Source organism: Geodermatophilaceae bacterium NBWT11, from assembly GCA_014218215.1.
Classification (GTDB): domain Bacteria; phylum Actinomycetota; class Actinomycetes; order Mycobacteriales; family Geodermatophilaceae; genus Klenkia.
The window spans coordinates 2,343,343-2,367,330 of the sequence record CP043652.1 but is presented as its reverse complement, the minus strand read 5'-3'; the positions used below and the strand labels follow the sequence as shown (position 1 = coordinate 2,367,330).

At 76.0% G+C, this 23,988-nt stretch carries 23 protein-coding genes; 9 read left to right on the top strand and 14 right to left on the bottom strand.

What is annotated here, in order from left to right; all coding sequences use genetic code 11:
• Positions 1-3 precede the first annotated feature (3 nt).
• A complete protein-coding gene (locus F1C76_11370; protein ID QNG37111.1) occupies positions 4-3,453 on the bottom strand; it encodes a SpoIIE family protein phosphatase in 3,450 nt (1,149 codons plus the stop codon).
• Between the two features lie 357 nt (positions 3,454-3,810).
• On the opposite strand from F1C76_11370, the gene F1C76_11365 reads away from it, so the two are divergent.
• From F1C76_11365 to F1C76_11355, 3 genes are read left to right on the top strand one after another with little or no spacing between them, the layout of a single operon-like run.
• Entirely contained in the window at positions 3,811-5,286 is a 1,476-nt protein-coding gene (locus tag F1C76_11365) for a SulP family inorganic anion transporter (protein ID QNG37110.1), read from the top strand.
• The gene (locus F1C76_11360; protein ID QNG37109.1) at positions 5,286-5,693 is read left to right on the top strand and encodes a MerR family transcriptional regulator; all 408 of its coding nucleotides are present in this window, start codon (positions 5,286-5,288) and stop codon (positions 5,691-5,693) included. Before F1C76_11365 ends, F1C76_11360 begins: the two co-directional genes overlap by 1 nt.
• Before the next feature lie 29 nt (positions 5,694-5,722).
• Positions 5,723-6,844 (top strand): lycopene cyclase, encoded by a 1,122-nt coding sequence (locus F1C76_11355; GenBank protein QNG37108.1) that lies wholly within the window; start codon positions 5,723-5,725, stop codon positions 6,842-6,844.
• Between the two features lie 6 nt (positions 6,845-6,850).
• Here the strand turns inward: F1C76_11355 and F1C76_11350 are convergent, their stop codons facing one another.
• Entirely contained in the window at positions 6,851-7,813 is a 963-nt protein-coding gene (locus F1C76_11350) for a WYL domain-containing protein (GenBank protein QNG37107.1), read from the bottom strand.
• 102 nt (positions 7,814-7,915) lie between these two features.
• Between F1C76_11350 and F1C76_11345 the strand changes: the two genes are divergently transcribed.
• Complete coding sequence (locus F1C76_11345) at positions 7,916-8,347, top strand: VOC family protein (protein ID QNG37106.1); 432 nt, start codon at positions 7,916-7,918, stop codon at positions 8,345-8,347.
• Between the two features lie 5 nt (positions 8,348-8,352).
• Here the strand turns inward: F1C76_11345 and F1C76_11340 are convergent, their stop codons facing one another.
• The 7 genes from F1C76_11340 to F1C76_11310 all read right to left on the bottom strand — a co-directional run bounded on the left by F1C76_11340 (position 8,353) and on the right by F1C76_11310 (position 13,773).
• Positions 8,353-9,153 carry a TSUP family transporter gene (locus F1C76_11340; protein QNG37105.1) on the bottom strand — a complete coding sequence of 267 codons (801 nt, stop codon included), beginning with the start codon at positions 9,151-9,153 and terminating at the stop codon, positions 8,353-8,355.
• A 49-nt stretch (positions 9,154-9,202) separates the two neighbouring features.
• Positions 9,203-9,907, bottom strand: coding sequence for a GAF and ANTAR domain-containing protein (locus tag F1C76_11335; GenBank protein ID QNG37104.1), 705 nt, complete (start codon positions 9,905-9,907; stop codon positions 9,203-9,205).
• A 160-nt stretch (positions 9,908-10,067) separates the two neighbouring features.
• Positions 10,068-11,081 (bottom strand): ANTAR domain-containing protein, encoded by a 1,014-nt coding sequence (locus F1C76_11330; GenBank protein ID QNG37103.1) that lies wholly within the window; start codon positions 11,079-11,081, stop codon positions 10,068-10,070.
• Between the two features lie 140 nt (positions 11,082-11,221).
• Positions 11,222-11,809 carry a DUF3618 domain-containing protein gene (locus F1C76_11325; protein ID QNG37102.1) on the bottom strand — a complete coding sequence of 196 codons (588 nt, stop codon included), beginning with the start codon at positions 11,807-11,809 and terminating at the stop codon, positions 11,222-11,224.
• Positions 11,810-11,826: 17 nt separating this feature from the next.
• Positions 11,827-12,270: a phage holin family protein gene (locus F1C76_11320; GenBank protein QNG37101.1), complete on the bottom strand. Its 444-nt coding sequence runs from the start codon at positions 12,268-12,270 to the stop codon at positions 11,827-11,829.
• Entirely contained in the window at positions 12,267-12,908 is a 642-nt protein-coding gene (locus F1C76_11315; GenBank protein QNG37100.1) for a hypothetical protein, read from the bottom strand. The genes F1C76_11320 and F1C76_11315 overlap by 4 nt, the downstream gene beginning before the upstream one ends.
• 208 nt (positions 12,909-13,116) lie before the next feature.
• On the bottom strand, positions 13,117-13,773 hold the full coding sequence (locus F1C76_11310) for a TetR/AcrR family transcriptional regulator (protein ID QNG37099.1): 657 nt from the start codon (positions 13,771-13,773) through the stop codon (positions 13,117-13,119).
• Between F1C76_11310 and F1C76_11305 the strand changes: the two genes are divergently transcribed.
• Complete coding sequence (locus F1C76_11305; protein QNG37098.1) at positions 13,743-15,083, top strand: YbfB/YjiJ family MFS transporter; 1,341 nt, start codon at positions 13,743-13,745, stop codon at positions 15,081-15,083. The genes F1C76_11310 and F1C76_11305 overlap by 31 nt on opposite strands.
• On the opposite strand, the gene F1C76_11300 is transcribed toward F1C76_11305, so the two are convergent.
• From F1C76_11300 to F1C76_11285, 4 genes are all read right to left on the bottom strand, one after another.
• Positions 14,894-15,484, bottom strand: a complete 591-nt coding sequence (locus tag F1C76_11300; GenBank protein QNG37097.1) for a methyltransferase — start codon at positions 15,482-15,484, stop codon at positions 14,894-14,896. The genes F1C76_11305 and F1C76_11300 overlap by 190 nt on opposite strands.
• A 40-nt stretch (positions 15,485-15,524) precedes the next feature.
• Complete coding sequence (locus F1C76_11295) at positions 15,525-16,547, bottom strand: tripartite tricarboxylate transporter substrate binding protein (GenBank protein ID QNG37096.1); 1,023 nt, start codon at positions 16,545-16,547, stop codon at positions 15,525-15,527.
• On the bottom strand, positions 16,544-18,157 hold the full coding sequence (locus tag F1C76_11290) for a tripartite tricarboxylate transporter permease (protein QNG39177.1): 1,614 nt from the start codon (positions 18,155-18,157) through the stop codon (positions 16,544-16,546). The genes F1C76_11295 and F1C76_11290 overlap by 4 nt, the downstream gene beginning before the upstream one ends.
• Positions 18,158-18,244: 87 nt before the next feature.
• Complete coding sequence (locus F1C76_11285; GenBank protein QNG37095.1) at positions 18,245-18,832, bottom strand: hypothetical protein; 588 nt, start codon at positions 18,830-18,832, stop codon at positions 18,245-18,247.
• A gap of 116 nt (positions 18,833-18,948) precedes the next feature.
• On the opposite strand from F1C76_11285, the gene F1C76_11280 reads away from it, so the two are divergent.
• Genes F1C76_11280 through F1C76_11265 form a run of 4 tightly spaced genes read left to right on the top strand, consistent with a single transcriptional unit; the run spans position 18,949 to position 23,017 of the window.
• Positions 18,949-19,794: a MurR/RpiR family transcriptional regulator gene (locus tag F1C76_11280; GenBank protein ID QNG37094.1), complete on the top strand. Its 846-nt coding sequence runs from the start codon at positions 18,949-18,951 to the stop codon at positions 19,792-19,794.
• Positions 19,791-20,984 (top strand): MFS transporter, encoded by a 1,194-nt coding sequence (locus F1C76_11275; protein ID QNG37093.1) that lies wholly within the window; start codon positions 19,791-19,793, stop codon positions 20,982-20,984. The genes F1C76_11280 and F1C76_11275 overlap by 4 nt, the downstream gene beginning before the upstream one ends.
• A gap of 52 nt (positions 20,985-21,036) precedes the next feature.
• Complete coding sequence (locus F1C76_11270; GenBank protein ID QNG37092.1) at positions 21,037-22,626, top strand: FAD-binding oxidoreductase; 1,590 nt, start codon at positions 21,037-21,039, stop codon at positions 22,624-22,626.
• Positions 22,627-22,675: 49 nt separating this feature from the next.
• A complete protein-coding gene (locus tag F1C76_11265; protein ID QNG37091.1) occupies positions 22,676-23,017 on the top strand; it encodes an STAS domain-containing protein in 342 nt (113 codons plus the stop codon).
• Here the strand turns inward: F1C76_11265 and F1C76_11260 are convergent.
• Positions 23,004-23,924 carry a LysR family transcriptional regulator gene (locus tag F1C76_11260; protein QNG37090.1) on the bottom strand — a complete coding sequence of 307 codons (921 nt, stop codon included), beginning with the start codon at positions 23,922-23,924 and terminating at the stop codon, positions 23,004-23,006. The two genes, F1C76_11265 and F1C76_11260, sit on opposite strands and share 14 nt — an antisense overlap.
• Between the last annotated feature and the right edge of the window lie 64 nt (positions 23,925-23,988).

Below are 23,988 nucleotides of genomic sequence, written 5' to 3'. Positions count from 1 at the left end.
CCCTCAGTGCAGGGTGACGCCGATGCAGGCGGTGTCGTCGAGGCGGGCGTCCACCTGGCGCATCGCCGTCGAGCAGAGCTCCTGCGGTCCGGTGACCGGCCCGACGGCGGCCAGGGCGGCCATCAGCTGGGCGGTGCCCACGTCGAGGTCCGGCCCGCGGTGCTCGACCAGCCCGTCGGTGTAGGCGAGCACCGTGCTGCCGGCGGGCAGGTGGTGGGCCACCGAGACCCGTGAGGCGCCGTCGGCCACGCCGATCATCAGCCCGCGCACGTCGTCCAGCTGCCGGACGGCGCCGTCCGGTGCGTGCACGAGCAGCGGCGGGTGCCCGGCGGTGGCCACGTGCAGCGTCCAGCTGCCGTCCTCGGCCCGGCAGGCACAGGCGTACGTGACGGTCGCCAGGGTGCGCAGCCCGAGACCCAGCACCAGCCGGTCCAGCCGGTCGAGCACCCGGCCGGGCTCGGTGCTGCCACCGTCGTAGGCGCAGGCCCGGAGCAGCCCGCGCAGCTGGCCCATCTCGGCCGCGGCGTCGATGTCGTGCCCGGCGACGTCACCGATCGCGATCCCGACCGCGCCGTCCGGCAGCACGATCAGGTCGTAGAAGTCGCCACCGACCGCGGCCCCCGCGGACGCGGCCTCGTAGTGCGCCACCGCGGTGACCCCGGGGACGTCGGGCAGCTGGGGCAGCAGCGAGCGCTGCAGCGTCTCGGCCACCGACTGCTCCAGCTGGTAGAGCCGGGCGTTGTCCATCGCCATCGCCGCCCGGCGGCCGAGGTCGGTGGCCACCTCGACGTCGTCCGGGGCGAAGGGAGAGCCGGTGCGCACCAGGCTGAGCACGCCGAGCGTCCGACCGCGCGCGGTCATCGGCACGGTGAGCAGCGCCCGCATCCCGAGGGACTCGATCAGCCGGCGACCGGCCTCGGTGCTGACGTGGCCGGCCAGCGCCTCCGGGGTGAGGTCGGCGAGGAGGCCCACCGTCCCGTCGGCGATGGCGGCCGCGGCGGGCGAACCGGACGGCGGCGGCCGCCCGGTGACCAGCTCGACGAGCCCGGCGAGCTCGGGCCGGTCGCCGTCCCGGTGCGCGGCGGACGCCCGGCCCACCTGGCCGTGGTCGTCCAGCCCCACGGCGAAGGCCCAGTCCCCCAGCCCCGGCACGCAGATCCCGGTGAGCCGGTCGAGCAGCTCGCCGGTGTCCAGGGTCGCCGACAGCTGCCCGGTGCCCTCGGCCATCAACAGCAGCCGCTGCTGGGCCTGCTCGGCGGTCTCCCGGGCCGCGGTCTCCGCACGCAGCGCCCGCGACCGCTCGGCGTCGGCGACCACCCGCTGGGAGACGTCGGACTGCACGCCCACGAAGCTGACCAGCTCACCGGCGCCGTCGAGGACCGGGCTCACCGACAGCTGGTTCCAGAACGCCGTGCCGTCCTTGCGGTGGTTGAGCAGCGTGACGGTCACCGGACGACGCGCGGCCAGCCCGGCCCGCAGCTCCTCGAGGGCAGCAGGGTCGGTCGCCGGGCCCTGCAGGAACCGGCAGTTGCGGCCCACCACCTCCTCCAGCGAGTACCCGGTGACCCGGGTGAAGGCGGGGTTGACCCAGACCAGCGGGTCGTCGGGCTGCCGGGGGTCGCTGATGGTGAAGCAGATGTCGGTGGCGGCCACCGCACCCTCGCGCAGCCGCTGGAGCAGCACCCCGCCGTCGCGGGCCTCGGGGTCGGCGACCGGCAGGAACACCACGAGCGACAGCGCCTGCTGGTCGGTGGCGGAGGCCTCCGGCGTGGTCATCGGGAACCCGGTGACCCACAGCAGCTGGTCGTCCCGGCCGTCGTGGGCGCCGGCCCGTTCGCGGTCGTCGCTGCGCCGCGGGGACAACCGGACCGGTTCCCCGGCCAGCGGCTGACCCGCCGCCACCCGGGACAGCGGGGCATCGGTGCCGGCGAGCGGGCGACCGTCGAGATCGGTGAGCCCGGCGGCGGCGCCCCAGCTGTCCGTCGCCACCGGCAGGGGCACCTTGCCGGCCAGGTCCATGGCCGCGCCGTTGGCGAAGGTGACCTCGCCGGTGGACTGGTCGATGAGCAGCACCGCGACCGGCACGTCCCCGAGGATCGCCGGCAGGGCCGAACTGGGCACCGGGGACGCGGGGTCCGCGGCCTGCGTGGCGGCGGCGACCGCGTCGCTCTGGGCGTGCACGGACGCGGCTGAGGGACCCCGCCCAGGGGCCCTCGCGTCGTCCCGGTGCGCCCCACCGGCGCGGGCCGACGTGGGGACGACGAGGTCGGCGCCCACGGCCGGGGACGGCACCGAGGAGCGCAACCCGTCGTCATCAGGTCGCACCCGAGGAGTCAAGCAGACGCTTACGGTGTACGTCGAGGGTCCTGCCCGGAGGCTCTCGACCCCGGGAGGAACCCCACGTCCAGGCTCCGCAGCCGCTCGCCCGGCGGGTTCTACGGCTGGCACGTCGTCGGCGTCTCGGCCCTCGCGCTGGCGCTGACCGCCCCGGGCCAGACCGCCGGCATCGCGGCCTTCATCGGCCCGGTGACCGCCGAGCTGGGCATCAGCCGCTCGGCGGTCGCCACCGCCTACCTGGTCGGCACGCTCACCGGCGCCGCTGCGATGCCCCTGGTGGGTAGGGCCCTGGACCGGTTCGGCGCCCGGCGGACGATGGCCGTCATCGGGGCGGTGTTCGGCGCCGTCCTGGTCGGGTTGTCCCTGGTCAGCAGCCTGGTCGGGCTGACGGCGGGGTTCGTCGGCGTCCGGCTGGCCGGTCAGGGCGCACTGGGGTTGACCGCCACGACCGCCGTGGCGTTCTGGTTCACCCGCCGCCGCGGCCTGGCGCTGGGGATCGTCTCGGCCGTCGGGGCGACGGGGATCTCGCTGGCCCCGGTCGGGCTGGAGGTGCTCGTCTCCACGCAGGGCTGGCGGACCGCCTGGCTGGTCGAGGGGCTGGTGGTGTGGGCGGTCGTCGTCCCGCTGGCGGTGCTCGGCCTGCTCGACCGGCCCGCGGACTTGGGGCAGGTGCCCGACGGCCGCGTGGACGCCGACCGTCCCGCACCACCACCGGTCGAGGGCCGCACCCTCAGGCAGGCCGCCCGCACCCCGTTCTTCTGGGTGGTGCTCGCCGGGGTCGCGGTGTCCGGGATGCTGGCCACCGGCGTCACCTTCCACCAGCTCGACCTGCTCGGGGAGCGCGGGCTGAGCAGCACCGAGGCGGCGGCGAACTTCCTGCCGCAGACCGCGGCCGGGCTCCTGTCCACCCTGGCCGTCGGGGCCCTGGTCGACCGGTTCGACGGCCGCCGGCTCGCCGTCGCCTGCATGCTCCCGCTGGCCGGCGGCCTGCTGTGGGGCACGGTCGTCACCCCGGGGTGGTCCGCGCTGGGCTTCGGGCTGACCATCGGGGCTGCCGGCGGAGCGATCCGCACCCTGGAGGCCGGGTCGTTCCCCCGGTACTTCGGGACGACGCACCTGGGCTCCATCCGCGGCGTCGTCGCCTCGGTCAGCGTCGGGTCGACGGCGTTCGGGCCGGTGGCGTTCGCGCTGGTCCGGGACGCCACCGGCAGCTACGGGCCGGCCCTGCTGGCCGGCGCGGTCCTCCCGGGGCTCGTGGCGGTCGCCGCCCTGCTGTCCCCGCGGCCCACGGAGCCGGTGCCGCAGCGACTGTGACCCGACGCACGTGGACATTCCCCTCACGTGAGGGTTGAGTCAGGTGCAGCGGATGGCGACACCCCGTCGCCCGGCTCGACCACGAGCCTCCTCCCCCGCCACGCCCGCACGGAGCTGCCGACCCACGGCGCCCGCGGGCACCCGACCCGGAACGGGACCATGACCTCCACCCTGACCCCACCCCGCCTGACCCGACCCGCCTGGCTGGACCCGAAGGTGGCCAAGACCGAGGTGCTCGCCGGCCTCGTCGTGGCCCTGGCGCTGATCCCCGAGGCGATCAGCTTCTCCATCCTGGCCGGCGTCGACCCCCGCGTCGGGCTCTACTCCTCGTTCGTGATGGCCGTGGTCATCGCCTTCACCGGCGGCCGCCCGGCGATGATCACCGCGGCCACCGGCGCGATCGCGCTGGTCGTCGCCCCGCTGGCCCGGGAGCACGGGGTGGAGTACCTCTTCGCCGCCGTGATCCTGGGCGGGGTGTTCCAGGTGCTGCTGGCCGCCGGCGGCATCGCGAAGCTCATGCGGTTCATCCCGCGCAGCGTCATGGTCGGCTTCGTCAACGCCCTGGCGATCCTCATCTTCAGCGCCCAGGTGCCGTACCTCATCGACGTGCCGTGGCTGGTCTACCCGATGGTCGCCGCCGGCCTGCTGATCATCTTCGGGCTGCCCCGGTTCACCAAGGCCGTGCCCGCCCCGCTGGTCTCGATCGTCGTGCTGACCGGGCTCACCGTGGCCGCCGGCATCCTGGTGCCCACGGTGGGCGACCAGGGCGCACTGCCCGACAGCATCCCGTTCTTCGGCGTCCCGCTGGTGCCGTTCACGCTGGAGACGCTGACGATCATCGCGCCGTACGCCCTCGGCGTGGCCTTCGTCGGGCTGATGGAGTCGCTGATGACGGCCAAGCTGGTCGACGACCTCACCGACACAGGCTCGGACAAGACCCGCGAGTCCTGGGGCCAGGGCGTCGCCAACATCGCCTCGGGCTTCTTCGGCGGCATGGGCGGCTGCGCGATGATCGGCCAGACCATGATCAACGTGAAGTCCGGGGCCCGCACCCGGCTCTCGACCTTCCTGGCCGGCGCGCTGCTGCTGGTCCTCGTCGTCGTCCTCGGGCCGGTCGTGGCGGTCATCCCGATGGCCGCACTCGTCGCGGTGATGGTCTTCGTGTCGATCGCGACCTTCGACTGGCACTCGCTGCGGACCATCCACACGATGCCGCGCAGCGAGACGGTCGTGATGCTCTCGACCGTCGCGACCACCCTGGTCACCCACAACCTCGCGATCGGCGTCGGCGTCGGCGTGCTCGTCGCCTGCGTGCTCTTCGCCCGCCGGGTCGCCCACCTCGTCGACGTCACCGCCACCACCGACGGCGACACCCGCGTCTACACCGTCACCGGGGCGCTGTTCTTCGCCTCCAGCAACGAGCTGTACACCCGGTTCGACTACGCCGGGGACCCCGACCACGTGGTCGTGGACCTCTCCGGCGCCCACGTCTGGGACGCCTCGACCGTCGCCGCGCTGGACGCGATCACCCACAAGTACGAGCTGCGCAGGAAGACCGTCGAGGTCGTCGGCCTGGCCGGGCACTCGGCCACCCGCTACGCGCGGCACAGCGGCCAGCTCACCGGCGGCCACTGATGGTCGACGGGGTGACCCCGGTCGCCCGGGGCGAGCTGGTGCAGATCGGCCAGGTGGCCGAGCAGACCGGGCTCAGCCTGCGCACCATCCGCTTCTACGAGGAGAACGGCCTCGTCGTACCGACCACCCGGACCGAGGGCGGGTTCCGGCTCTACAGCGCCGAGGACGTCGCCCGGCTCGAGGTGGTCAAGCGGATGAAGCCGCTGGGCTTCAGCCTCGAGGACATGGCCGCCCTGCTCGACGTGCTGCACCAACTCAGCACCGCCGACGACGCCACCCGCCCGGCCCTGGAGGACCGGCTGCGGATGTTCCACGCCGCCGCCGACACCCGGGTCACCGCGCTGCGCGAGCAGCTCGCGGTCGCCGAGGGCTTCGCGGCCGACCTGCAGGCCCGGCTGCCCGACTGACCCCGCGCACACCTGGTTGGCTGGTCGGCATGGCCCCGCCCGGACGCGACCGCTGGGACGTCGTCGTCGCCGGCGCCGGGCCGGCCGGGCTCGCGGTCGCCGCGGCCTGCGTGGCCCGCGGGCTGTCCACGGTCGTCGTCGCCCCGGCGCTGCGGCCCTGGACGCACACCTACGGGCTGTGGGCCGACGAGCTGACCGTCGCCGGGACGGTCTACCCGACGACCCTGGTGCGCACCGGCGCCGGCGACCACGACCTGGGCCGGCCCTACGCCCGGCTGGACAACGCGGCGGTGCACGCGGCGTTCCTGGACCGGGTGCGCGCCGGCGGCGAGACCCGCACCGGGTCGGTGGCGGAGGTGCACGACCGGAGCGTCGTGCTGACCGACGGCACCGCGCTCACCGGCGCCGTCGTGGTCGACGCCCGTGGCAGCGGACCGGGCACCGCCCAGCAGCGGGCCTGGGGCGAGCGGGTCACCGGCCCGGTCGAGGACGTCGTCCCCGCCGGCAGCGCGCTGCTGATGGACTGGGCCGCGCTGCGCGACCCGTCGGACCCGCAGCCGGTCGCCTTCCTCTACGGCATGGGCCTGGACGACGGCAGCACCCTGCTCGAGGCCACCTCGCTGGCCGCCCGCCCCCCGGTGCCGCTGCCCGAGCTGCGCGACCGGCTGCACGTGTTCCTCGCCGCGCACGACCTGCGCACGGTCGGCGAGCCCGAGAAGGTGGCCATCCCGCTGGACGCCCCGGCCGCTCGCACCGGCGGGGTCCCGGTGGGTGCCGCAGCCGGGCTGGTGCACCCGGCCACCGGCTACAGCGTGGCCACGTCGCTGCGGCTGGGACCGGTGGTCGCCGACGCGGTGCTCCGCGGGGCCGGGGCCGCCGAGCTGCGGGCGCTGGTCCGGTCGCGACGCCGCCGGGCCACCCTGGCGCTGCTGGGGCTGGGCCGCGACGTGCTGGTCGGCCTGGACGAGGCGCAGACCGACGCGTTCTTCCGGGCCTTCTTCACCCTGCCGCCCCGGGCGTGGGCGGCCTACCTGGACGTGGGGTCCTCCCCCGCCGCGGTCGCGGCGAGCATGGCCCGCGTCGCGGCCGCGCTGCCGCCGTCCGGGCGCCGGACGCTGTTCGCCAACGTGGGCCGGGCGCTGCGCCGCTGACCGCACTCAGCCGCCGGCCACCGCGTACCGGGCCGCCAGCACCCGGAAGGCGGCCGCCAGCTCCGGCGGGCCGAGCACCGTGACGTCGGCGTCGAACCGCCCGATGGACGCCGCCAGCCCGTTCCAGGACCAGGCGCCCAGGGTGAGCCGGCAGCGGTCCGCGGCGATCGCCTCGACGACGCCGTCCCCGACGAACGGGGCGACCTCGGCGGCCGGCACCGCCAGCTCGACCACGCCCCGGCACGGCCACTGGTCGGCTCCGGTCGAGCCCTTGAACCGGGCGGCGACGAACCCGGCGACGTCCCCGCCGGGCAGCTCGCGGGGCACGAAGCGCGGGCCGGTGGGGGTGCGCGGGGTGATCCGGTCGGCCCGGAAGACGCGCCAGTCGGCGCGGTCGAGGTCCCAGGCGACCAGGTACCAGCGGCCGGCCCGGGTGACCAGGTGGTGCGGCTCGACCCGCCGCGGCGGCGCCCACTCCTCGGGCGCGCCGGGGGTCGCGTGGTCCATCCGCAGCACCTCGCGCGCCCGGACGGCGGAGGTCAGCGCGACCAGCACGGCCGGGTCGACGTCGGCGTCCCGACCGTGCGGGACGGCGGTGACCTGCACCGCGTCGACCCGGTGCCGCAGCCGGGCGGGGAGCACCTGGCGCACCGTGGTCAGCGCCCGGGCCGCCGCCTCCTCGATGCCGGCACCGCTGACCGCGGCCAGCTGCAGGGCGACGGCGAGCGCGACGGCCTGGTCGTCGTCGAAGAGCAGTGGCGGCAGCTCGGCGCCCGCGTCCAGGCGGTAGCCGCCGTCCGGGCCCTTGAACGCCTGCACCGGGTAGCCCAGCGCGCGCAGCCGGTCGACGTCGCGGCGCACCGTCCGCGGCGTGACGTCGAGCCGGGCGGCCAGGATGGCGCCGGGCCAGTCGCGACGCGCCTGCAGCAGGGACAGCAGGGTGAGCAGTCGCGCCGACGTCCCGGTCATGCCCGCCAGGATGCCTGGAGTAGAGGACCGTACCTGTCCGCCACCCCCGACACAGTGGGTCCATCGCCGGCGGTGAGCGCCGGCAGACCCGAGGAGAGCGACATGGCCGTCACCACCACCACCCACCTGAACTTCCGCGGTCAGGCCCGCGCGGCGCTCGACCTGTACGCCGCGGTGTTCGGCGGAGAGGTCCAGGCCTTCACCTTCGCCCAGGGCGGCGACGAGCGGGACACCGCCGACGGCGCGGCCGCCGACCAGCTGAAGTGGGGCGGCGTGCAGTCCCCCGCCGGGTTCTCGGTCATGGCCTTCGACGTGCCCCCGGGCAGGGCCTACGACCAGGGCACCGACGCCGTCTACGTGTCCGTCCGTGGAGACGACGCCGCGGAGGTCACCCGGTTCTTCGAGGGGCTGGCCGAGGGCGGCACCGTACGCGCGGCTCTCGGCCCGGCCGGGTTCTCCCCGCTGTACGGCATGGTCACCGACCGCTTCGGCGTGACGTGGGTGCTCGACGTCGTCGCCCCGTACGCCGGCTGACCCCGTCAGGCCAGGTCGCGGACGACGTCGACGCCCAGCCGCACGATCAGCGCGGTGGCGACGACGAGGAACACGACCCGGATGAACCGGTTGCCCTTCGCGATGGCCATCCGTGAGCCCAGGTAGGCGCCGGCCACGTTGGCCAGCCCGAGGACGACGCCGAGCCCGACGAGCACCGCGCCGGTGGGCAGGAAGAAGGCCAGCGCACCCAGGTTGGTCGCGGCGTTGACGATCTTCGCGGTCGCGCTGGCGTGCAGGAAGTCGTAGCCCAGCAGGGCGATGAGGCCGATGACCAGGAAGGTGCCGGTGCCCGGGCCCAGCACGCCGTCGTAGAAGCCGATGACGACGGCCAGCACCATCGCCAGCAGGTAGTGGCTGCCGGCGGCCCGCCGGGTCCGGGCCAGGTCACCGAGGGAGGGCCGCGCCGCGGTGACCACCGCGACCGCGACGAGGGCCAGCACGATGACCGGCTTGATCACCTCGGCGGGCAGCCGGGAGGCGACCGAGGCGCCGGCGAGGGCCAGCACGAACGCCCCGGCGGCCATCGGCAGCGCCGTCCGCACCGCCGGTCGGGCCCGCCGGAAGTAGGTGGTGGCGCTGGTCAGCGTGCCGAAGACCGACGCCAGCTTGTTGGTGCCCAGCGCCTGCAGCGGGCTCATCCCGCCGACCAGGAGCAGGACCGGCAGCTGGATCAGCCCACCGCCGCCCACCACGGCGTCGACCCAGCCCGCGGCGAACGCCGCGACCAGGAGGAGCAGGAGGGCGAGCCCGGAGAGGTCGGCCGGGACGAGGTCGAGGGGGAGCACGGGCCTGTTCTCGGTCGGGAGGGGCAGCGACCGACGGTAGCGACCGGGGTCAGCTGCCCCGCAGGACCCCGTCGACGACCTCCACCGCGATGTCCCGGAGCTTGCGGTTGGTGTTCTGCGACCGCCGGGACAACTGCGTGAACGCCTCGTCGGCCGAGAGCCCCAGCTGGACCATGAGCACGCCCTTGGCCTGCTCGATGACCGCCCGGGAGGCGATGGCCTCCTGCAGCTCGCCGACCGTCCGGTTCGCCCGCTCGAGGGCGTGCATGTTGCTGATGGTCACCGCGACGACGCCGGCGAGGTCCAGCGCGGCGGCCCGGGACTCCTCGTCGAGGGGCTGGTCGGTGCTGTAGACGTTCAGCCCGGCCTGCAGCTCGTGCACGATCAGGATCGGCACCGAGCAGGTGCTCACCGCCCCCTGCCGGGAGGCCAGCCGGCAGAACTCCGGCCACCGGGTCTCGGTCGCGAGGTCGCGGATGAGCACCGGCTGCCCGCTGGTGGCCGCGAACAGGCACGGGCCGTAGTTGAGGCCGTACTGGGCCTCGTCCAGCTCGTAGGCCAGCAGCCCGCTGCCGGCCACGGTGTGCGCCCGGGTGCGCTCCATGACCGTCACCGACGCCTCGGCCACCCCGGGCACGGTGGCGACGGCGAGGTCGGCCACCCGGTGCAGCAGGGACTGCATCGACTCGGCCGCCAGGCGCACGTCGCCCAGCTCCACCGGTCGGCGGGTCGGGTCTGCTGCTGGGGTGTCCACGGGGTCCTCCTCGAGGCGTCCGACGCCCACGCCGGTACCGCCGGCGGGAGGTCGACGGCGGGAGTGGGGCGCCGGGTCTGGACGCCCCCGGCGACGGTCCTGGGACCCGCCGGGTGGGGTCGAGGCTAGTCGGGGCGTGGAACTCGGGGGGTCGGGGCGCTCAGGTGCAGACCCACACCTGGGCCGGGCCCTCGGGGGTGGGCAGGAGCCGGGGCGGCACCTCGGGGCGGTAGACGGCCAGGTCGCGCTCGTAGACCAGGGCCTGTCGGGACATCTCGGCCGGCACCCGGCGGACCCGCCCGGCGTGCGGGCCGCCGCGGTGCAGCACGAGGACGCCGGGGTCGACGGGCGCCGTGCGGGCGGCCTCCCGGGGCCGGGCCGGCGTGCGCGCGGTCTCGTCCTGGGCCTCCGCCGGCGGCACGGCCTCCACCGCCGGGGAGGCCGCCGGCGTCAGCTCGGCCGGCGCGGGAGCCGCCGCGGCGACCGCCCTGCTGACGGCGTCCTCGTGGGCCTGCACGAGCTCCACGGCGATGTCGCGCACCTTGCGGTTGGCGTGCTGGCTCTGCCGCTTGAGCGCGTCCATGGCGGTGTCGGACCGGCACCGGGTCTGGGCCATGAGCAGGCCGGCGGCCTGGCCGATCACCGTCCGGCTCTCCAGCGCCCGGCCGAGCTGGGCGATCTGGTCGTCGTGCTCGGCGAGCCGGGCGGCGGCGGTCAGCAGCCCGGCCACCCGCCCCGCGGTGTGCGCGGCGTGCACCGGGTCGACCGGGGTGCGGGGCTCGGCGCAGAGGAAGGTGACCGCGCCCCGGGTGCCGGCGTCCACGGCCAGCGGGTACGAGGAGCTGGACCGGACGCCGGACCGCTCCGCGGCGGCGCCCCAGGGGCCCTGCGCGGCGGTGTCGCCGACCAACACCACGTCGCCGTCCCGGGCGCACTGCAGGCCGGGGCCCGCCCCGAGGTCGTCGTCGGTGAGCCGGGCGGCCCGGCCGAGCGGGTCGGCGGAGGACACGGCGACCTCACCCTGCGGGCTGACCAGGGTCAGCACACAGCTCAGGACGCCGGGAGCCCCCTGGGCGGCGGCCACGAGCAGGTCGTGCAGCGCCCCGAGGATCGTGCTGTCGTCGAACGCCGTCGGTTCAGCGAGCCCGTCGTGGACGGGTGCCGGGCGGGTCATGCGGTGCCTCCACCGTCGCGGTCACCCCCGTCCCTGGAGGCATCCGTGCGAAGCGTCCTCACCGTAGACGAGCGTCGCCGGCACCGCGCGCGACGGAGGGCGGGGGTCCTCGACCCCCGCCCTCCGGTCCTACAGGGCGCTCAGCCCTGCGAGCCCTGCACGGCCTCGCGGGACTGCTGGGCCTGGCCCTGCACGTCCGAGGCGGCCGACTGGCCCTCCTGCTTCACGGTGCCGACGGCGTCCTGCGCGGTCCCCTTCAGGGACTCGACGGCGTCCTGGGCGGCCGGCTTCAGGTTCTCCCCGACCTCCTGGGCGGCCTGCTTGGCCCGCTCGAGCAGCGGCTGGCCGGCGGACTCGGCCTGGGCGGCGAGCTCCTTCTCCTTCTGCGTGGTGGGGAGCAGTGAGGAGACGAGCCAGCCGACGCCGAAGGCGATGAGGCCGGCGGCGAGCGGGTTGCCCTGGGTCTTGCCCAGCGCGGCGTCCGGGGCGCCGGTCACCGCGTCGGTGGCACCGTGCGCGGCCTGGGAGACGCGGCCGGGACCGTCGTCGCTCCCGCCCATCACGCGGTTGCGGAGGCCGTCCACGGCGTCCTTGGTCTTGGTCACGCGACGGTCGACGACCCGGGCGGGGTTGACCTTCTCGTTGAGGGCGTCCACGTCGTAGGAGAGGCCCGCGCGGGTCTCCTCGATCTGCTGACGGATGACGTCGGGGTCACTGCTGCTGGTCATGGGTTCTCTCGCTTCGCTCAGGAGGGACGCACGGCGTCGGGCACCCGCGACAGGGTCTCCACCGTCCGCTCGGGCTTGGGGTTGACGGTCTTGAGCTGCTTGCGGCCGCTCAGGGCGAGGACGGCGGCCACCGCGCCCCAGACGACGGCGACGATCAGCGCGGCCCAGCCGGCGGGGATCGCACTGGCCAGGGCGGCCCACAGCGCGAGGCTGAGGAAGAGCACGGTCAGGTGACCGGCGTAACCGGCGCCGGCGAGCATGCCGACGCCCTTGCCGGCCTTGGTCGCCTCGGCCTTGACCTCGGCCTTGGCCAGCTCGAGCTCCTGGCGCATGAGCGTGGAGAGGTCCTTGCTGACCTCACCGAGCAGTTGGCCGACCGAGGTGCCCTCGACGTCGGGGTGCCCGTCGGCGGTCGTCGGCTGGCCCGCGGGGCCCGCGGGCGGCTGGTAGGGGGTGCTCACGCCTGGCCACTCCCGCTCGGGAGCCCCGTGGTGGTCACGGTCTCGTAGCCGGCGACCGGGGTGGTGGCGGGCGCGTAGCCGGCCGGGCGGTCGGGGAGGCCGGCGGCGGGGGACGTGGCGCCCGCGGAGCCGGAGTCGTCGGCGTGCGAGGCCTTGATCCCGCTGGTCAGCCGACCGGCGAGGACACCGGCGACGGCGGCACCGACCAGGAAGGCGCCGGGACGGCGGCGGGCGAAGGTGCGGAGGTCGTCCAGCAGCTCGCCGGGCTCGCGGTCACGCAGCCGGCCGGCCACGTCCTCGACGATGCCGGTGGCCTGACCGACCAGGTCGTGCGCCGGGCCGGAGCCGTCACCGCCGGTCATGCCACGCATCTCCTCGGCCAGGGCGGAGAGGCTCTCGGCCGCCTTGGCCTGGCCGGCGCGGGCCTGGTCGACGGCCTGGGTGCGACCCTCCGACAGCAGGTCGGCCGCCTGCTTCTTCGTCTCCTGGGCGACCTCCGCGGCCTGCTCGGCGGCGGCGCCGGCGACCTGCTTGCCGGCGTCCGCGGTGGTCTGACCGACCGCGCGGGCCTCGTCCTCGGCGGTGTCGGCGGTGGACGTCGAGTCCGAGGCCGGGGGTGTGTCGAGGGAGTGCGTCATCTGGTCCTCCTGGGGGCCGGCACCGGCGAGCGGGCACGGCTGAGGGGCGTGCAGCGCAGCGCGCGGCACGAGGGGTGGCACAGGGGTGGTCCCCGCGCAGCGAGGGCTGCGCGACGCCGGGTCTGGACGTCGGGGAGAGGCGCACCCCGTGGGGTGCTGGAGGTCGGAGGCGGCCAGTTCGCTGGAGCCGTCCTCCGTCTCAGGGGGCCTACCCGGGCCGGGACGAGGTGGAAACGCGCCGGCTCGGAACAGCGGGGGCGAGGGCGTCCACGAGCAGCTCGGCGGTGCGTCGCCCCTGACACCGGGCGTCGTCGGCGTCCTCGCGCAGCTGCATCGCCAGCATCCCGGTGACGACCAGGACCAGGTGCTCCCCCAGCTCGGCGGCCCGGTCCCCGGCCACCGGGCCGGCGAGCTCGGTGAGCCGACGGCGGAGCAGCGCCGTGTCCTGCGCCAGCGCGGCCTCCGCCGTGGGGTCGCCGGTCGGGGTGCCGGCGGCGGCGTCCAGGAACGCGCACCACCGCGCCGGCGTCGCGCCGGCACGGAAGGCCTCGACCGCGTCGAACACGGCCAGCAGCCGCGCCCGGTCGTCACGGGCCGCGGAGACGGCCCGGGCCCACGTGGCGTCCCAGGCGGCCAGCCGGTCGGTGAGCACCGCCTCGAGCAGGCCCGCCTTGGTCCCGAAGTGCGCGTACAGGGTGGCCGGGGCGACCTCGGCACGCCGCAGGACGGCGTCCACCGGGGTGCCGGTGAACCCCTCGGCGGCGAAGAGCTCGTCGGCCGCGGCCAGCAGCCGGGTGCGGGCGTCGGGTCGCGCGGTCACGAGCGGACTGTAACGTGCGTTCTGTGAAACGATCGTTTCAGTCATCCGCCACCGTGGTCCTCGGCACCGGGCTCGTCGCCGCCACCTACGGCCTGGTCCGCTACGCCTACGGGCTGTCGGTGCCGGCCGCCCAGCGCGACCTCGGGCTGTCCACCGCCGCCGCCGGGGCGGTGTCCGGGGCGACGTCGGTGGCCTACTGCGTCGCCGCCGTGCTGGCGTTCTGGGCGTGCGAGCGGTGGCCGCGCGCGGTGGTCACCGCCGCCGGGGCGGTCGCGGCCACCGGGGCCCTGGGCGCGGGCCTCGCCACCGGCCCGACGGCGTTCGCCACCGCCGTCGTCCTCGGCAGCGCCGGGGCCGGGGCGGCCTCGCCGGGCCTGGTGGTGCTGGTCCGCCGGGCGGTGGCCGCACCCCGTCGGGACGCCGCCCAGTCGCTGGTGAACGCCGGCACCGGTCCGGGCCTGGTCGCCGCCGGCGTGATCGCGGTGGTGGCCGGGTCGCAGTGGCAGCGGGGCTGGGTGGTGGCCGCCGCGGTCACCGCCGGCCTCACCGTCGCGCTGTTGGTCGGCACCCGCGGCCTGGCCGGGGACGACGCCCCGCCCACCGGGCTCGACCTCTCCCGCGCGTGGGCCCGCCCGCTGCTCGCCGCCGTCCTGCTGGGCACCGGCAGCGCCGCGGTCTGGACCTGGGGCCGGGCGGTGCTCGAGGACGGCGGGCTCTCCCCGACCCGGGCCGTCGGCGCCTGGATCGCCCTGGGCCTGGGGGCGACCCTGGCCGCCATCGCCACCCCGCGCCTGCTCCGCCACGGGGTGTCCCTCGCCTGGGCCGCGTGCGTGCTGGCCACCGCGGTGGCCACCGTCCTGCTGGCGGTCGGCCCGCTCCCCTGGCTCGCTGCGGCGCTCTTCGGGCTGGGGCACACCGCGGCGACCACGGTGCTCATCGCCTGGGCCGGCCGGGTCACCCGCACCCCCGGCCCGGCGGTCGCGGCCTTCTTCGTCGCCCTGCTGGCCGGCCAGGCGGTCGGGGCCCCCCTGGCCGGCGCCCTGCTCCCGCACGGCGCCCCCCTGGCCTTCGGCGTCGCCGCCGCCGTGACCGCCCTCGCCGCCCTCCCCCGCCCCACGACCGGCGGGGAGCGCCCCTCCCGTGAGGACGGGAGAGGCGATCCTGGTCAGCCCCGGGTGGCGCGCTTGCCCTGCTCGCGCTCCAGCACCGCCTCGGCGTCGGTGAGCACGGTCTCGACGTCGGCGGCCCGGACGACGACGACGCCGTCGGCGTCGCCGACCACGAGGTCGCCGGGGGTCACGACGACCCCGCCGATCGCGACCGCGACGTCGAGCCGGCCGGGGCCGTGCTTGTAGGGACCGGCCGGGGTGACCGCGCGGGCGAAGACCGGCAGGCCCAGCTCGGCCAGCGCATCGGCGTCCCGCACGGCGCCGTCGACGACGAACCCGGCGATGCCGGCGCGCTGGGCCTTGAGACCGATGAGGTCGCCGATCAACGCGCGGGAGGTGTCCCCTCCCCCGTCGACGACCAGCACGTCACCGGGGCTGGCGAGCTCCAGGGCCCGGTGGACGAACAGGTTGTCCCCGGCCCTGGTCTGCACCGTGAACGCCCGGCCGGCGACCCGGGCGCCGGACCAGACCGGGGTGATACCCCGGGGGACGCCGAAGCGCTCCTGGGCGTCGCCGATGTTCGCCGTCGGGAGCAGCGCGGCGCGGGAGACGAGGTCGGTGGTGTCGGGTCGGGAGACGACGGTCATCGGGTTCCTCCGGCGGCAGGGGCGGGGGCGGTCGGACGGGTCACTGGCCGACGAGGAGGTCGGCGATGATCGGCTCCACGGCGGTCTCGCGCTCGGCCCACAGGTCGGCGGCCTCCTGGGCGTCGAGGAAGTCCGGCCGGGTGGCGGCGTCCTCCAGGGCGCTCATGACCTCCGGGTCGGTGGTCGCCACCTCGAGGGCGGCCTCCAGCGTCGTGACGATCCCCTCGGGGGTGCCGGCCGGGACCGACAGCGTGAACCGGCTGGTCATCTGGTCGATGCCGGGGAAGCCGGCGTCGGTGAGCGTGGGGACGTCCTCGACGAAGGGGTTGGGCTCGTCGGCGACGACGGCCAGCAGCCGGATGTCCCCGGACTGGTAGGGGCCGAAGAAGCTCGAGACACCGCCCAGGGCCATGTCCACCTCGCCGGAGACCAGCGCGGCGACCTTGTCCGAGCCGGAGTCGTAGTGCACGACGTTGAGGTCCATGTCGAGCTCCTGCTCCAGGACCGACAGGTTGACGTGGTCGTCGCCGGCCCGGGAGTCGGTGCCGGCGGTGATCGCGCCGGGGTCGTCCTGCGCGGCCTCCACGAAGTCCTCCATCGTCTGCACCGGGCTGTCGGCGGGGACGGCGATGACGATGTCATTGCTGGCGAACGAGCCGAACGGGGTGAAGCTCTCCCGGTCGAAGCTCGCCTGCTGGCTGGGGTCGAGGTACCGGCCCAGGATCGAGGGCAGGTTGGTGTAGCCGAACGTCGTGCCGTCGGGGTCGGCGTTGGCCAGCTCGGTTAGACCGATGACCTGGTTGCCGCCCTCGCGGTTGACCACCTGCACGGTCACGCCCAGCTCCTCGGCCAGGGCCGGGGCGACGATCCGGGCCAGGATGTCGTTGCCACCGCCGGCGGCCGAGGGGACCACCCACTCCAGCGTCGACCCGGCCTCCGGGAAGGCCGCGGCGTCGGCCTCGGTCCCCCCGGCGGACCCGCCCGAGCAGGCGGTCAGGGTGGTGGCGGTGACCAGGGCGAACGCGCCCAGGGTCCGGCGGATCAGGGGGCGGGTGCTGCTCATCGGATCGACTCCTTCGTCGTCGTGCGGGTGGCCGTGCGGGTGTCGGTGTCTGTGCGGGTGTCTGTGCGGGTGGGGTCGACGACCGCGGCGGGTGCCGGGTCGTGGGTGGCGGGAGCGGTCGGGGCCGGCGGGACCGGTCCGTCGTCGTCCCCGCTGGGGGCCGCGGGGCCGGCCGGCGGCTCGCCCTGGCTGCGGTCGACGCGGCGGGCCAGCACCCGGGCGAGGGCCCGGGAGACCAGCGGGCGGGCCGCGGTGGCGAGCACGGCGAGGGCGATGAGGCCGAGCAGGGTGCTGCTGATCGGGCCGTCGGTGAAGACGGCGTAGTCACCGCGGGACAGCGCCAGCGCCCGCTGGAAGTTGTCCTCGATCATCGGCACGAGGATCAGCGCGAGCACGAACGGGGTGAGCGGCACCGCGGCCAGGCTCATCACGTAGCCCAGGGCGCCGGCGGCGACCATCACGAAGACGTCGAACGTGGTCCCGTTGATGCTGTAGGTGCCCAGGACGAGGAACACCATGATCAGCCCCATCAGGTACGGGAAGGGGATGCGCAGCAGCGACACCCAGACCCGGGCCAGCGGGATGTTCAGCACCAGCAGGATGACGTTGCCGACGATGAGGCTGGCGATGATGCCCCAGGCCACGTCGGGGTTGTCCCGGAACAGCAGCGGGCCGGGGACCAGGCCGTTGATGGTGAACGCCCCGGCCATGATCGCGACCGTGGCGCTGGTCGGGATGCCCAGGGTGAACAGCGGGATCATCGAGGAGATGGCCAGGGAGTTGTTGGCCGCCTCGGGTCCGGCGACGCCCTCCACGGCACCGCGGCCGAACTCCCCACGCCGGCGGGAGACCTTCTTCTCCAGCGCGTAGGAGGCCAGCGAGGTGGCCGCTCCGGGCGAGCCGGGGAGCAGGCCCATGAAGAACCCGATGACCGAGCCGCGGGCGAACGGGGCCGCCGATCGGCGCAGGTCGGTCCTCGTGGGCATCAGCCGACCGACCTCCAAGGGTGCGACCGGGGCGCCGTTGGCCCGGGCGACCTGGGACAGGATCTCGCTGAGCCCGAAGGCGCCCATCACGACCGGGACGAGGCCGATGCCGGCGAACAGCTCGGGCAGGCCGAAGGTGAAGCGCTGCAGGCCCTGGCCCTGGTCGATGCCGACGCTGGCCACCAGGACGCCGAGGCCCACGCTGACCAGCGCCTTGCCCGGGCTGGAGCCGGCGAAGGCGGTGATCAGGGCCATCCCGAGCACGGCGACCAGGGTCAGCTCGGGGGCACCGAACTCCAGCGCCAGCCGGCTGAACGGGGCGACCAGGACGAAGCCGACCACCCCGACCATGCCGCCGACGAAGGAGGCCAGCGCGGCGATGACGAGAGCGGGGCCGGCGCGGCCGCGCTTGGCCATCGCGTAGCCGTCCAGGGTGGTGGCCACCGAGGAGGCCTCACCCGGGATGCGCAGCAGCACCGCCGTCGTCGTCCCGCCGTACGCGGCGCCGTAGAGGATCGCGGCGAGCGTGATGATCGCGGTGGTGGCGTCCAGGCCGAACGTGACCGGGATGAGCAGCGAGACCGCCGCGGCCGGGCCGAAGCCGGGCAGGACGCCCACGAGCATGCCCAGCACGCAGCCGAGCAGCGCGAACGCCAGGTGGTGGACGGTGAGGATGGACAGCAGACCGTCGAACAGGGCACCGAACACGGCTCACAGCCCCCAGGTCGACAGGAGGGGCAGGGAGCTGGTCGGCAGCGCCGTGCCCAGCCAGGTCTCGAAGACCAGCCGGGCGGCGGCGGTCGCCACGACCGCCACGACGACGGCGGCCAGCGGCCGGCGACGGCTGACGCCGATCAGCAGCACCAGGAGCAGCGCCACCATGCTGACGCTGAACCCGAGCACCGGGAGCAGGGCCGCGGTGGCCGCGATCGCGACCAGGACGGTGACCACCCGGCCCACGTCCCGACGCCCGGGCATCGGGTCGGGTTCCTCCTCGAGCTCGTCGTCGAGGAGCTCGCTGTCGGTCACCTGGTGCGCCACGACGGTGGCCAGTGCGGGCTGGTCGGCCGCGGCCCGGCCGGCGACGACCAGTTCGACGGTCCAGGCGAGGGCGCCGAGCAGGAGCAGCACCCCGGCGACGGCCGGCACGACGCCGGAGCCGACGCCCGTGGGGGCGGTCAGCCCGTAGCCGTTGCCGGCCACGAGGGCCACGGCGCCGGCGACGGCGGCGGACCCGACGAGGGTCCGTTCGAGGATGGTGCGGGAGTGGGTCTGAGATGTCATCGGATGTCGCCCCATTGCGAGGAGTCCTCCACCCTGGCGGGCGGACTTGCAAGCTTGCACAGGCTTGCATTGAGGTGTGATGCTGTCAACAACCCGAGCCGGACGGCTCGAGCGGACCGAGGAGAGACCACGTGGGGTTCCGGGCGGCGCTGGCCACCAACGCACGATCGATCAGCACGTCCGACCGGCGTGTCCTCAACGTCCTGCTCACCGAGGAGGAGGCCTCCGGGCTCACCGCGGCACAGGTGGCCGAACGGGCCCAGGCGCACGAGTCCACCGTGGTGCGGCTGGCCCAGAAGCTCGGCTACCGCGGGTACGCCGAGCTGCGCACCGACCTGCGCCGGGACGAGAGCAGCGACCGGGCCCCCAGCGGCGTCATGCGCTCCCAGACCGGGCACGACGTCGCGTCCCTGGCCGAGGACGAGGCCGCCGCGCTGACCCTCATGGGCCGGCACCTGCGACAGGAGGACGTCGACGCGGCCGCGCGGGCGGTGCACGACTCGGCGCGCGTCTACCTCTACACGTCGGTCGGCGCGCGCGAGGCGGTGGACCTGCTCGCCCGCCGGCTGAAGCGGCTGGGCAAGGTCGTCGTCCCGATCGGCCCGACCGCCCGGGAGATCGCCGAGGGGTTCGTGACGTTCGGGGCCGACTGCCTGCTCATGGCCTTCGCGCTGCGCGAGGCGCCCACGAGCCTGCCCGCCCTGGTGGCCGCAGCCCAGGACCGCGGCGGGCGGGTCGTGCTGGTCACCGACACGCCCGGCTACGAGTTCGAGCCCCGGCCCGACCACGTGCTGGCCGCCGGCCGCGGCCGGGACAGCGAGTACAACACCCTGCTGGTGCCGATGGCCATCGTCTACGCCCTGCAGCTGGCCGTGCACCACCTCGACGCCGGGCACTACACGGCGGTCCGCGAGTCGATCGACGACCTGACCCGGCTCGTCGGCGGCCGCGGCGAGGTCCCGCTGCGGCCCTCGTGAGACAGCGCTGGCTCGCCCTCCTCACCCTGCAGACGGCCGCGGTGCAGGTGGTCTGGGTGGGCGCCCGGGTGCTCGCCGGGCTCGTCGCCGTGGAGCAGGGCGCCGGGGTCGCGGCCCTGGGGGTGCTGGCCGCCACGACGGCGTTCCCCGCACTGCTGGGTGCCGTGCCCGCGGGACGCGCCTGCGACCGGTTCGGCGGGGGCGCGGTCGCCGTCCTCGGCATCGTCGTCCTGCTGGTGGGGACGACGCTGATCGCCACCGCCCCCGACCTGCCCCGGCTCCTCGCCGGCGCCGCGGTGACCGGCGCGGGCAGCCTGCTCGCGATGGTCGGCCAGCAGGCCGTCGTCGCGGCCCGCTCGGCCGCCGGCGACCGGACCGGGCACTTCTCCCTGGTGACCACCGCGGCGTCGCTGGGCCAGCTGGTCGCGCCGCTGGCGGTCACCGGTGGTCTCGGCGCGGTGGCCGCGGCGGGGACCGGTCAGGGCCTGGTCGCCTGCGGGATCGCCGGGGTCGTCGGGCTGGTGGCCGCCGGGGTGGCGGTGCGCAGCGCACCCCGCCCCACCCGGGCGCCCCGGGCCGCGGACGGCACCCGGGCCGGGCTCCCGGCCCACCGGCTGGTGCGGCTGCCCCAGTTCTGGCGGTCGCTGAGCACCAGCGCCGCGGTGCTGGTGACCGTCGACCTGATGTACACGATGCTGCCGCTCTGGGCCGCCGAGCGGGACGTCGCCGCCGGCACCCTGGGCCTGCTGCTGGCCCTGCGCGCAGCGGTGTCGGTGCTCAGCCGGGTCGCCCTGGGCCGCATCGTCGACCGGCTCGGCGTCCGCCCCGTGCTCGCCGGGGCCCTGGTGACCGGCGTGCTGGCCCTGGTGCTCCTGGCGCTGGGCCCCACGGCTGCCGGGTGGCCGGCGATGGTGCTGCTCGGCGTCGCCCTCGGCGCGCCCCAGCCGCTCACCATGTCCTGGACCGTCGGCCTGGTGCCCCCCGGCGTGCAGGGTGCTGCGCTGGGCGTGCGGCTGTGGGCCAACCGGGCCGGGCAGGTCAGCGTGCCGCTGGTCGCCGGCGCGGTGCTGGCCCCGGCCGGGTTCCTGGGGTTCGCCCTCCTCAACGCCGCCCTGCTCGCCGGCGCCGCGGTCGTCGTCGGCACCGCCCGCTTCCCCGACGGCCGCTTCCCGGACTGGCCCACGCCCTGACCGACCCGCGGGGGTCCCGGGTGGGGGCGGCCCGGGCGGGCAGACTGGACCGATGCCCGAGCAGCCCGCACCGACCCCCGCCGAGCCCGCTGCCCGGGAGCAGACCCTGTCCAAGGCCGCGCGCAAGCACCTGACCCGGGAGCTCGGCTGGACCCCGCGGGCCACGCCGCCGGTGCCGGCGGCCGACCTCGAGCCCCGGGCCACCCGGCTGCCCGCCGAGGTGCGCGCCGAGCTGGTGGCGTTGCTGGGCGAGGACCAGGTGGCCGACGACCGGGAGACCCGGCTGCGGCACACCGGCGGCACCAGCTACCTCGACCGGCTGCGCCGTCGGCAGGGCGACGCCTCCGACGCCCCGGACGCCGTCCTGACCCCGGCCGACACCGACCAGACCGCCGCGGTCCTGGCGCTGTGCAGCGCCCGCGGGGTCGTCGTCGTCCCCTGGGGAGGCGGCACCAGCCCGGTCGGCGGGCTGCCCGGCACCGACGCCGACGACCGGCCGGTGGTCGTGCTCGACCTGGCCCGGATGGCCTCCGTGCGCGCCCTGGACGTGCCCTCCTCGCTGGTGACCGTCGGCCCCGGGATGCGGGCGCCCGCGCTGGCCGAGGCGCTGCAGGCGGACGGGCTGGCCCTGGACCGGCTCCCGCAGGACCTCGCCGAGGGCACCCTCGGCGGGCACGCGGCCACCGGCACCAGCGGCTTCGACCGGCTGGTCGCCGGGCTGACCCTGGCCACCCCCACCGGCGTCCTCGAGCTCGGCCGGCCCCCGGCACCGGCCGCCGGACCCGACCTGCTCGCCCTCGCCCTGGGGTCCGAGGGCACCCTCGGGGTGGTCACCGAGCTGCGGCTGCAGGTGCGCCCCGAGCCCCGCGCCCGGCACCACGAGGGCTGGTCGCTGCGCAGCTGGGCCGCCGGCCTGGCCGCGCTGCAGCGGCTGGCCCGGCACGACCTGCTGCCCGACGTCGTGTCGCTCGGGGACCCCGCGCACACCCGCACCGGGTCGCTGCTGGCCGGCGGGTCCGGGGCGCGGGCCCTGCGTGGCCTGCTCCGGTCCCGGCGGCACGGTGGGGACTGCCTGCTGGTGCTGGGCTGGGAGGGGCTGCCGACGGTGGTCCGCGCCCGCCGGGCCGCCGCGTCGGCGCTGTTGCGGGAGAGCGGCGCGATGCGGCTGGGCACCCGCGCCGGAGCACCCCGGGCGGCGGTGCCGCAGCTGCGGGACCAGCTGCTCGACCAGGGCCTGCTGGTCGAGACCCTGGAGACCGCGGCCACCTGGTCGGCGCTGCCCACCGTCTACGACGCCGTGCGCCGGGCGCTGCGGGAGTCGCTGAGCCGGCCCGGCCACCGACCCCTCGTGCTCACCCACGTCGCGCACGGCTACGCCACCGGCGCCTCGCTGGTGGTCACCGTGCTGGCCGACCGGGACGACGGCCTGCCCCTCCAGCAGTGGCTCACCGCCAAGCGCGCAGCCACCGACGCGCTGCTCGGCGCCGGCGGCACGTTGACCCACCAGCACGGCGTCGGCGCCGACCACCGGCCCTGGCTGGAGCAGGAGGTCGGGGCCCTCGGCGTGGACGTGCTGCGGGCGGTCAAGGCCCGGCTGGACCCGCAGGGGGTCTGCAACCCGGGGGTCCTCCTCCCGGGGTGACGCGCCGGGCCGGGGTTTGCGAACGCACAGGTCGGCTACAGGCGCAGCCATGACCGAGCCCGCGGAAGACACCGCCCCCGAGCACGGCTCGATCTCCCTCGTCGGCGACGGGGAGCTGCTGGTCTTCACCGGCGAGATCGACAAGGACGTCGTGCGGCACTTCCGGGTGACCGTGCGACCGGCCCAGTGGCCCTCCCGCGTGGACGCCCGCGAGGTCACCTTCATGAGCTCGGCCGGGCTGGAGCTGATGGTCCACCTGGCCCGCAAGCAGAAGCGCGCCGGCGCCGAGCTGGAGCTCGTCGAGCCCCCCACGTCGCTGCGGCTGCTGCTGAACCAGACGGGCCTCAACCGGGTCTTCCGCTCGGTGCCCGCCCCGGTCACCCCGGCCTGAGGTCCCCGCGGCCGTCGATCTCCCCGGCCACGGCGACCAGCTCCTCCAGCACCACTCGCACGGCCCGTCGCTCGGCGACGTCCCGGCGCACGAGCACGTCCACCTGACGCCCGGCCCGCACCCCGACCAACGGCACCAGCCGGACGCCGGGGTGCAGGCCGGAGGAGTACCGGGGCAGCAGCGCGATGCCGTGCCCGGCGGCCACCAGCGCCTCCACCACGTGGAAGTCGTTGATCCGCTGCACCACCCGGGGCGTGGTGTCCGACCGCAGCCCGACGTCGGCCAGGGCCCGGGCCAGCGGGAACCCGTGCCGCACGGTGATCCAGTCCTCGTCGGCCAGGTCGGCCGGGGTGACGGACTCCCGGTCGGCCCACCGGTGCTCCGCGGGCAGTGCCACGTCCAGCGGCTCCCGCAGCAGCGGCACCACGCGCACGCCCCCGCCCCACCCGGGTTCGCCGTCCTCCGGGCGGTGCGCCACGACCAGGTCGTGGCGGTCGGTGAGGGCGGCGAACTCCCGCTGGGCGACGTCCTCGTCGGAGCAGCGCAGCTCGATCCCGCCCTGTGCGGCGACCCGGGTGAGCAGCCGCGGGAAGAGCATCCAGGCCCCGGACTGGAACGCCGCGACCCGCACCGTGCCGGTGGGCGCGTCGCGGAAGACGGCGCACGCGGTCCGGGCCCGTTCCAGGGCGACCGCGACGTCGACCGCGGCATCGGCCAGCGCGTCCCCCGCGGCCGTCAGCCGCAGCCCGCGCCCGACCCGCTCGGTGAGCGGCACGCCGGCGTCCTGGGCCAGCCCGGCCAGCTGCTGGGAGACCGCCGACGGGGTCAGGTGCAGCACCGCGGCCGCGGCGGTCACCCCGCCCTGGCTGCGCACCGCTCGCAGCGTCTCCAGCGCCCGCACGTCCATGCAGCAACGCTACATCGACAGCGCACCAGGATTCGATGGTGCTGAACGATCTCCCGCCGCAGGA